This window comes from Promicromonospora sp. NPDC050249 (genome assembly GCF_040656015.1).
GTDB lineage: Bacteria > Actinomycetota > Actinomycetes > Actinomycetales > Cellulomonadaceae > Promicromonospora.
On sequence record NZ_JBFAKY010000072.1, the window covers coordinates 1 to 8,250 of the forward strand.

Below are 8,250 nucleotides of genomic sequence, written 5' to 3' on the forward strand. Positions count from 1 at the left end.
GCGCGGCGCCCAGCTGCCGCTGGCCGTGCCGAGGGTGCCGCTGCTGACCACGACCATCGACACCGACTTCACGTTCTGGTTCTCGAGCAACAGCGCCCTTGAACCCAACTGCGCCATCGCCGACGTGCGGCCGGGCTCCGCCGAGATCTGGGCCGGGCTGCAGGCTCCGATCGTCGCGCAGGGCTGGATCGCCGGCGAGCTCGGGCTGCCCGTCTCCGCCGTGACGGTGCACGTCACGCAGGGCGGCGGGTCGTTCGGCCGCAAGCTGTTCCACGACGCGGCCTCAGAGGCCGCGCAGGCGTCCCGTGCGATGGGGGTGCCGGTCAAGCTGATGTGGCACCGCGCCGACGACTTCCGCCAGGGGCGCGTGCACCCGGCCTCCACCCACCGCATCCGCACGACGCTCCTGGGCGGCGAGGTGCTCACGTGGGAGCAGCGGCACACCTCGATCGGGACCGACTTCTCGCACGGGTTCGGTGAGATGCTCGTCTCGGTAGCGAGCAAGCTGCCGGTCGGCGACCTCTCGGTGGCCGAGACGATCTACGTACTCACCCAGTCAACGCACTACAGCTTCGGCGTCCAGACCAACCTGCTCTCCGAGGTCGACCGCCGGTTCAACACCGGCGCCATGCGGAACATCTACTCCCCGAACGTCGCCACGGCCCGTGAGCTCACGGTCGACCGGATCGGCAAGCGGCTGCGGCTGGACCCGCTCCAGGTGCGGCGCAGGTTCGCGCGTGACGAGCGGTCCCGCGCGGTCCTCGACGCCGTCGCCGAGGCCGGTGAGTGGGGACGCGCCCTGCCGTCCGGGGTGGCCCAGGGCATCGCGTTCCACGCCGAGTACCAGTCGGTCGCCGCCTGCCTGGTCGAGATCGACTGCCGCCCCGAGACCGTGCGGCGTGAGGTCAGGGACGGGCGCACGGGACCGCGCGTCACGCGCGTGACCACCGCCGTCGACGTCGGGCTCACGGTGAACCCGAAGGGGCTCGAGGCCCAGATGATCGGCGGCGTCATGGACGGGATCGCGATCATCCTGACGTCGTCGCTGCACCTGCGCGACGGCCACTTCCTCGAGGCGAGCTGGGACAACTACGCGTACACGCGGCAGTGGAACGTGCCGCCCGAGATGCGGGTGATCGTCATGGAGAACACGTCCGAGCAGCCGGGCGGCGCGGGCGAGCTCGCCGTCGCCTCGGCGGCGGCGGCCACCGCGACGGCGTACGCGCGGGCGACCGGGACGATGCCCACCGAGTTTCCCGTGAATCATCACGAGCCACTGCACTTCGAGGTGAAGCCGACGGTCCCGCCGGTGCCCGCCTCGCCGGTCGACGGCCTGCGCCGGACGTACTGAGCCGGCCTCGCCGACTTCCGAGATCTCCCGAGGAGACCCCATGCCTACCCGAACGTTCCTGGTCAACGGTGAGCGCGTCACCGTCGACGCCCCCGACGACGTCCGCGTCCTGTGGATCCTGCGCGACGTGCTCGGGATCACCGGCCCCAAGTACGGCTGCGGCATCAACGTCTGCAAGGCCTGCACGAGCCACATCAACGGCCGCGCGTTCAACCCCTGCGCTGTACCCGTCGGCGACCTCGGGCCCGACGACGAGGTGACCACCATCGAGGGCCTGCCCGGCACGGTCGGCGCGGTCGGCGACGAGCTGCACCCCATGCAGGAGGCGTGGCTGGAGCGCGACGTCGCCCAGTGCGGGTACTGCCAGCCCGGCCAGATCATGGCGGCGGTCGCGCTGGTGCGGAAGGTGCGCGAGGAAGGCCGCACCATCACGGAGGCCGACCTGGACGGCATCCGGAACATCTGCCGCTGCGGCACCTACCCGCGCATCCGTGAGGCGATCCGGGCGGGCGAGGCGAAGATGTAGGTTCACGGTTCACGGTTCAGGTTCATGGGGATCGAGCGACGGGAGGGCGCCACATGCGGGATCTGCTGCCGCAGCTGCTGGACTGGTGGCGCGCCGACGAGCGGGTCGCGGTCGCCACGGTCGTGCGCACGTTCCGCTCGGCGCCGCGCGAGCCCGGTGCCGCGATGGCCGTCGGGCCGGGCGGCGAGGTGATCGGCTCGGTGTCCGGGGGCTGCGTCGAGGGCGCGGTGTACGACCTGTGCCTGGAGGTCGCCGAGACCGGTCGCCCCGTCCTTGCGCGGTACGGCGTCTCCGACGAGTCCGCCTTCGCGGTGGGCCTGACCTGCGGCGGGACCATCGAGGTGTTCGTCGCCCCGCTCTCGCGCACCGCCTGGCCGGACTTCGAGTCCTTCGCCCAGCAGGTTCTGGGCACCTGCCCCACGCTGCCCGACGGCGGCCCGCGCACCTCGGGCGTCTGCCTCGCCACGGTCATCGCCACGGACGCGGGTGCGGACGGCGGCCCGGACGCGGACGCCGTCACCGGCCCGCTGGGCCGGCACCTCACGGTCGTGGCCGCGCAGCACCCGGCCGCGACCGATCCGCTCCTGGCTGCGGTTGCCGCCGACGCCGTCGGGCAGATCGCCGCCGGCACCTCCGCCGTGCGGGAGTACGGACCGCGCGGCGAGCGCACCGAGACCGGGACGCGCGTGTTCCTGCAGGTCTTCGCGCCGCGCCCGCGTCTGCTGGTGTTCGGTGCCATCGACTTCGCCGCGGCGATGGCGCGCGCCGGGCGGCTGCTCGGCTACCGCGTGACGGTGTGCGACGCACGGCCGATCTTCGCGACGTCGGCCCGCTTCCCGGAGGCCGACGACGTCGTCGTCGACTGGCCGCACCGCTATCTCGCCGCCGAGATCGAGGCGGGGCGGGTCACGGAGCACGACGCCGTGTGCGTGCTGACGCACGACCCGAAGTTCGACGTGCCGCTCCTGCGCACGGCCCTCACCGAGCTGCCGGCCGGGACCTACGTGGGCGCGATGGGCTCACGCCGGGCGCACGCGGAACGGGAGGCCCGGCTGATCGAGGACGGCGTCCCGCCCGAGGCCTTGGTGCGGCTACGCAGCCCGATCGGCCTGGACCTCGGCGCACGGACGCCGGACGAGACCGCCGTCTCGATAGCGGCCGAGATGATCGCCGCGAGGTCGGGCGCCTCGGCCCGGCCGCTGCGCGAGACGGACGGCCCGATCCACGGCTGAGATCCAGGTCCGGCCCGTGCTGAGCCGGTGGGCAGCGCGGCGGATCGCAAACGACCCCGAGCCCCCAGCCGGCTCTAGGCTGCGGGCATGCCAGCGCACGTACAGACCGTCGTCCCGCCCAAGCTCCGTTCCGGCGACACCCTCCGGGTGGTCGCACCCGCGAGGTCGCGAGCGATGATCATGGAGCACGACAACACCCGGTGGATCGACGAGCGGTTCGCCGCCATGGGCCTCACCCTCACGTTCGGCGAGCACGTCGACGAGGACGACCAGTTCCGCAGCAGCACCATCGAGCACCGGGTCGCTGACCTGCACGCCGCGTTCGCCGACCCGGACGTCGCCGGGATCCTCACCGTGATCGGCGGCTTCAACAGCAACGAGCTGCTGCCCCACCTCGACTTCGACCTGATCGCCGCCCACCCGAAGGTGTTCTGCGGGTACTCGGACATCACCGTCCTGCAGAACGCGATCCTCGCCCGCACCGGCCTGGTCACGTACTCGGGCCCGCACTGGTCGAGCTGGGGCATGCGCGACCACTTCGAGCCGACCGGGGACTGGTTCCGCGCAGCGGTCATGAGCGACGCCCCGATCGCCGTCGAACCCGCGCAGGCCTGGACCGACGACCTGTGGTTCGCCGACCAGGACGCCCGCACCCCCGTGCCGAACGAGGGCTGGTGGGCACTGCGCCCCGGGCAGGCCTCGGGCCGGATCGTCGGCGGCAACCTCGGCACGCTCAACCTGCTGCAGGGCACCGCATACATGCCGTCGCTCGAGGGCGCGCTCCTGTTCCTCGAGGACGACTTCGAGTCGGACGCCGCCCACGTCGCGCGCTGCCTCACCTCCCTGCTGCAGCTGCCCGACGCCGCCGGCGTCACCGGGCTGGTCGTCGGCCGGTTCCAGGCCAGCTCCGGCGTGACGCGTGAGGCAGTCGACGAGATCGTCGCCCGCCAGCCGGCCCTGCGCGGCAAGCCGGTGCTGGCCGGCGTGGACTTCGGGCACACGAGCCCGTTCATGACGTTCCCGGTCGGCGGCGAGGCGGAGCTGGTGGTCCCGGCGGGCGCCGAGGACACGACGAGCCTGACGATCACGCGCCACTGAGGCGTCGTCGTCCGCCGTCGGCGAACCCGGAAATTGAGTCGGGTCGACTCAGGTTGAGACTGACATCAATCCCGTCCGGAGGAGAACACCATGACCACCGTCCTGACCCGCTCACCGTTCACCCACACGTGGCTCCGCGACCCGTGGAGCCCGCAGTCCGCCGTCGCCCAGGGCCCCGTGCCCGCGGCCGACGTCTACCGCGAGGGTGAAGACCTCGTCGCCCGTCTCGACCTGCCGGGCGTCGACCCGGCCGCCGACATCACCGTCGAGGTCGAGGGCCGCAAGCTCGTCGTCCGCGGCGAGCGCAAGGACCAGCGCTCGGAGGAGTCCGAGGGCCGCCGCATCTCGGAGGTCCGTTTCGGCTCCTTCCGCCGCACGGTCACGCTGCCGAAGACCGTGGACGGCGACGCCGTCACCGCGTCCTACGACGCCGGCGTGCTGACGGTCACCGTCCCCGGCGTGTTCGCCGGCACGACGCCGCAGCGCATCGAGGTCACGACCGCCGCCTGATCACCTCAGCGGCCTCACCACGGCGCCCGACCGCACCCAGCGGCCGGGCGCCGTCCGCGTTCCCGGCCCGGTGCGGACGGCCGTGGGACGGCTCGGGGAAAACCCGTATGTGCCGATCTGACCGTTGTGCGGTACGGCCTGACGCCGCTACTTTTCGTGAGCACTGTTTCGTCACCACCCACGCATCGCCCGTGACACACCGGAGTGCACGCGCGACTGCCGCTGCTGTGCCTGTCGCGCGGTTCCGTGCGGCGGGAGAGACATGTTCGCGAAGGAGCGTTCGATGCGTAGCACGAGGCACCGCACCACCCGCACCGCCCTGACGGCGGTGGCAGCCCTGACCCTTGTCCTGTCGGCCTCGCTCGTCACCTCCGCCGCGGCGGCACCCCAGGCGCCCGACGGCGGGGCCGCGCCGGCGTCGGGCACCGCTGCCGCACAGGACGCCGCAGCCCTGGCCGCCGCCCTGACCTGGTCCGACGAGTTCAACGGCGCCGCGGGCAGCGCGCCCAACGGCGCCAACTGGAACTTCGAGACCGGCGCAGGCGGCTGGGGCAACAACGAGCTGCAGAACTACACGAACTCCCGGAACAACTCCGCCCTGGACGGCAACGGCAACCTGGTGATCACCGCCCGCCAGGAGGGCAGCGGCTACACCTCCGCCCGGCTGACGACCAAGGGCAAGGTGCAGCCGCAGTACGGCCGCCTGGAGGCGCGGATCAAGATCCCGCGCGGGCAGGGCATCTGGCCCGCGTTCTGGATGCTCGGCGGCCAGTTCCCTGGCACGCCGTGGCCGAGCTCGGGCGAGATCGACATCATGGAGAACATCGGCCGCGAGCCCAACCGGGTGCACGGCACGCTGCACGGCCCGGGCTACTCGGGCGCCAACCCGATCACCGGGTCGTACCAGCACCCGCAGAACTGGTCCTTCGCCGACGACTTCCACACCTTCGCGATCGACTGGAGCCCCAACTCGATCACCTGGCTCGTGGACGGGAACGCCTACCAGACGTTCACGCCGGCGAACACCGGCAGCAACCCGTGGGTCTTCAACCAGCCGTTCTTCTTCATCCTGAACGTCGCGGTCGGTGGCAACTGGCCCGGTTACCCCGACGGGAGCACGCAGTTCCCGCAGCAGATGGTCGTCGACTACGTGCGCGTGTACGACTCCACGGGCGGCGGAGGCAGCCGCACGGGCACGGTACGAGCGAGCAACGGCATCTGCCTCGACGTCGCGGGGGCCGCCACGGCGAACGGCACGCCCATCCAGCTCGCGAACTGCAACGGCAACGCGGCCCAGCAGTGGACGGTCGGCACGGACGGCACCGTCCGCGCGCTCGGCAAGTGCCTCGACGTGTCGGGCGGCGGCACCGCGGCGGGCACCGCCGTCCAGCTCTGGGACTGCAACGGCACCGGAGCCCAGCAGTGGGCCTCGACCAGCGGCACGCTGGCGCTGCGCAACCCGCAGTCGGGCCGCTGCCTGCAGCCGGTCGGCCGGGTGCAGACCGACGGCACCCGCACCGAGATAGCCAACTGCGACGGGAGCACCGTCCAGCGCTGGACGCTGCCGTAACCGAACCGGCGCGAGCGCCCGCGCCCGCTCCGTTGGTCGAGCCTGTCGAGACCCCTGACGCCGACAAGGGGTCTCGACAAGCTCGACCAACGGAAGAGGCTCGGCCAAAGGCGGGTCAGCTCGACCAACGGAGGCGGACCCGGTCGGCGACGGCTACGGCTGTCGCGCCAAGGCCGCGGCACCCACGACCGTCGCGTCGCCCCCGAGCACCGCACGCCGCACCTCGATCGGGTGTCCTGATACCGGTGGCTCCTCGCGCAGCCGGGTCAGGAGCGCAGGTTCCAGCAGGTCCCACGCGCGGGCGAGGCCGCCGCCGACCACCACGTGCCCGACGTCGAGCAGCGCCGCCAGCATCAGCACCGCCGAGCCGACGGCGTGCCCGGCGTCGGCGAGCACCCGGATCGCCGTCTCGTCGCCGGCGAGGGCCCGGGCCTCGACCTCCGAGGCCCCGACGTCCGCGCCATCGCCGAGCTCCGCGTACCGGCGGGCCACCGAACGGCCCGAGGCCAGCGTCTCCAGGTGCCCCCGCTGACCGCACGTGCAGCGCGCATCGCCGAACCCTGGCATGTGCCCGATCTCGCCCGCCGCCCCCGCGCCGCGGTACAGCGCGCCGTCCAGCCACAAGGCCCCGCCGACACCCGTGCCGAGCGCGATGCCCACCGCGGAGCGGACGCCCCGGACGGCACCCCACGTCGCCTCGCCCACGAGGAACGAGTCGACGTCGTTCGCGGCGACCACCCGCAGCCCCGTCCGCTTAGTGATCCCGTCCGTCAGGTTGGTGCCCACCCACCCGGTGAACGAGTCGCTCGCAGCGAGCACCTCTCCCGTCCCGGGGTCGACGACGCCCGCCGCGCCGACCCCGACGGCCGCCACCGGCACCCCCGCCGAGGCGACGGCGCGCGCGACCAGGTCCGCGGCGACGTCGAGCATCGCCTCACCGCCCGAGGGTGTCGGCGCGGTCGCCGAGGCGAGCACCGCACCACCGGGCGCGACGACGGCGGCGCGGATCTTGGTGCCGCCGATGTCGACGCCCGCTGTCGGGTCGCCGCTCATCGAGCGGTGCCCGCAACCGAGGCGAGCCGCTGCCTGGCCTCGCGCCGTTCACGCTGCGCGGCGGGGTCCGGCGTCGGCACGGAAGCCAGCAGCTCCGCCGTGTACAGCTCCTGTGGGGCGCTGAACACGTCAGCCGTCCTGCCGCTCTCGACGAGGCGGCCCGCCCGCAGCACCGCCACCCGGTCGGTGAGGTCGTGCACGACGCCGAGGTCGTGGCTGATGAAGAGGCAGCCGAACCCCAGCTCCGCGTGCAGGTCCTTGAGCACCTGCAGCACCTCTGCCTGCACCGAGACGTCGAGCGCGCTGGTGGGCTCGTCAGCGACCAGGAGGCGCGGCCGGAGCGCCAGCGCGCGCGCCAGCCCGATGCGCTGCCGCTGCCCGCCGGAGAACTCGTGCGGGTAGCGGCGCTCCGCCCCTACGGGGAGGCGCACCGCGTCCAGCAGCTCGCGGACGCGCGTCCGCCGCTCGGTGCCCGACAACCGCCGCCCGTCGCGGCCGTGGATGGCCAGCGGCTCCGCGATCGACTCGCCCACCAGCTTGCGCGGGTCGAGCGACGCGCCCGGGTCCTGGAACACGACGCCGACGTCGGCGAGCAGACGCCGTCGGGCCCGGCCCCTCGCCCTGGCGACCGAGGTGCCGAGCAGCAGCACCTCGCCCTCCGACGGCGTCAGCAGGCCCAGGCAGGCCCGGCCCGCCGTGGACTTGCCCGATCCGGACTCGCCGACCAGGCCCAGCATCTCGCCCGCGTGCACCCTCAGGTCGAGTCCCTCCACCGCGCGCACGTGCCGCCCCTGGACGCGGTAGTCGAGACTCACGCCACGCAGATCGAGGACCACCTCTCTGGATGTCCGCGAAGCAGAGCGTGTGTCCAGGTCCCCCTGGCCTCGCCGGGGAGGCCGGGGCACACCCG

8 protein-coding genes are annotated in these 8,250 nt (G+C 73.0%); 6 read left to right on the forward strand and 2 right to left on the reverse strand.

What is annotated here, in order from left to right:
- The 6 genes from AB0I32_RS26960 to AB0I32_RS26985 form a co-directional block, all read left to right on the forward strand.
- The coding region (locus AB0I32_RS26960) for a molybdopterin cofactor-binding domain-containing protein (protein ID WP_357511753.1) at positions 1-1,351 on the forward strand (1,351 nt) is incomplete at its 5' end.
- 40 nt (positions 1,352-1,391) lie between these two features.
- Positions 1,392-1,877: a (2Fe-2S)-binding protein gene (locus tag AB0I32_RS26965; protein ID WP_357511755.1), complete on the forward strand. Its 486-nt coding sequence runs from the start codon at positions 1,392-1,394 to the stop codon at positions 1,875-1,877.
- 53 nt (positions 1,878-1,930) lie between these two features.
- A complete protein-coding gene (locus AB0I32_RS26970) occupies positions 1,931-3,109 on the forward strand; it encodes an XdhC/CoxI family protein (RefSeq protein ID WP_357511757.1) in 1,179 nt (392 codons plus the stop codon).
- A gap of 87 nt (positions 3,110-3,196) precedes the next feature.
- Positions 3,197-4,207 carry a S66 peptidase family protein gene (locus AB0I32_RS26975; RefSeq protein ID WP_357511759.1) on the forward strand — a complete coding sequence of 337 codons (1,011 nt, stop codon included), beginning with the start codon at positions 3,197-3,199 and terminating at the stop codon, positions 4,205-4,207.
- A gap of 90 nt (positions 4,208-4,297) precedes the next feature.
- Positions 4,298-4,717, forward strand: a complete 420-nt coding sequence (locus tag AB0I32_RS26980; RefSeq protein WP_357511761.1) for an Hsp20/alpha crystallin family protein — start codon at positions 4,298-4,300, stop codon at positions 4,715-4,717.
- Positions 4,718-5,000: 283 nt separating this feature from the next.
- Positions 5,001-6,287: a family 16 glycosylhydrolase gene (locus AB0I32_RS26985; RefSeq protein ID WP_357511763.1), complete on the forward strand. Its 1,287-nt coding sequence runs from the start codon at positions 5,001-5,003 to the stop codon at positions 6,285-6,287.
- A gap of 153 nt (positions 6,288-6,440) precedes the next feature.
- Here the strand turns inward: AB0I32_RS26985 and AB0I32_RS26990 are convergent, their stop codons facing one another.
- Both AB0I32_RS26990 and AB0I32_RS26995 read right to left on the reverse strand, forming a co-directional pair.
- Complete coding sequence (locus AB0I32_RS26990) at positions 6,441-7,340, reverse strand: ROK family protein (protein ID WP_357511765.1); 900 nt, start codon at positions 7,338-7,340, stop codon at positions 6,441-6,443.
- Positions 7,337-8,155 (reverse strand): ABC transporter ATP-binding protein, encoded by an 819-nt coding sequence (locus tag AB0I32_RS26995; protein WP_357511767.1) that lies wholly within the window; start codon positions 8,153-8,155, stop codon positions 7,337-7,339. The genes AB0I32_RS26990 and AB0I32_RS26995 overlap by 4 nt, the downstream gene beginning before the upstream one ends.
- Between the last annotated feature and the right edge of the window lie 95 nt (positions 8,156-8,250).

What these genes read in the sequence shown, in the direction of transcription:
- AB0I32_RS26985 (WP_357511763.1), top strand. Translation starts at nt 5,001, where the DNA reads ATGCGTAGCACGAGGCACCGCACCACCCGCACCGCCCTGACGGCGGTG.
- AB0I32_RS26980 (WP_357511761.1), top strand. Translation starts at nt 4,298, where the DNA reads ATGACCACCGTCCTGACCCGCTCACCGTTCACCCACACGTGGCTCCGC.
- AB0I32_RS26965 (WP_357511755.1), top strand. Translation starts at nt 1,392, where the DNA reads ATGCCTACCCGAACGTTCCTGGTCAACGGTGAGCGCGTCACCGTCGAC.
- AB0I32_RS26975 (WP_357511759.1), top strand. Translation starts at nt 3,197, where the DNA reads ATGCCAGCGCACGTACAGACCGTCGTCCCGCCCAAGCTCCGTTCCGGC.
- AB0I32_RS26990 (WP_357511765.1), bottom strand. Translation starts at nt 7,340, where the DNA reads ATGAGCGGCGACCCGACAGCGGGCGTCGACATCGGCGGCACCAAGATC.
- AB0I32_RS26970 (WP_357511757.1), top strand. Translation starts at nt 1,931, where the DNA reads ATGCGGGATCTGCTGCCGCAGCTGCTGGACTGGTGGCGCGCCGACGAG.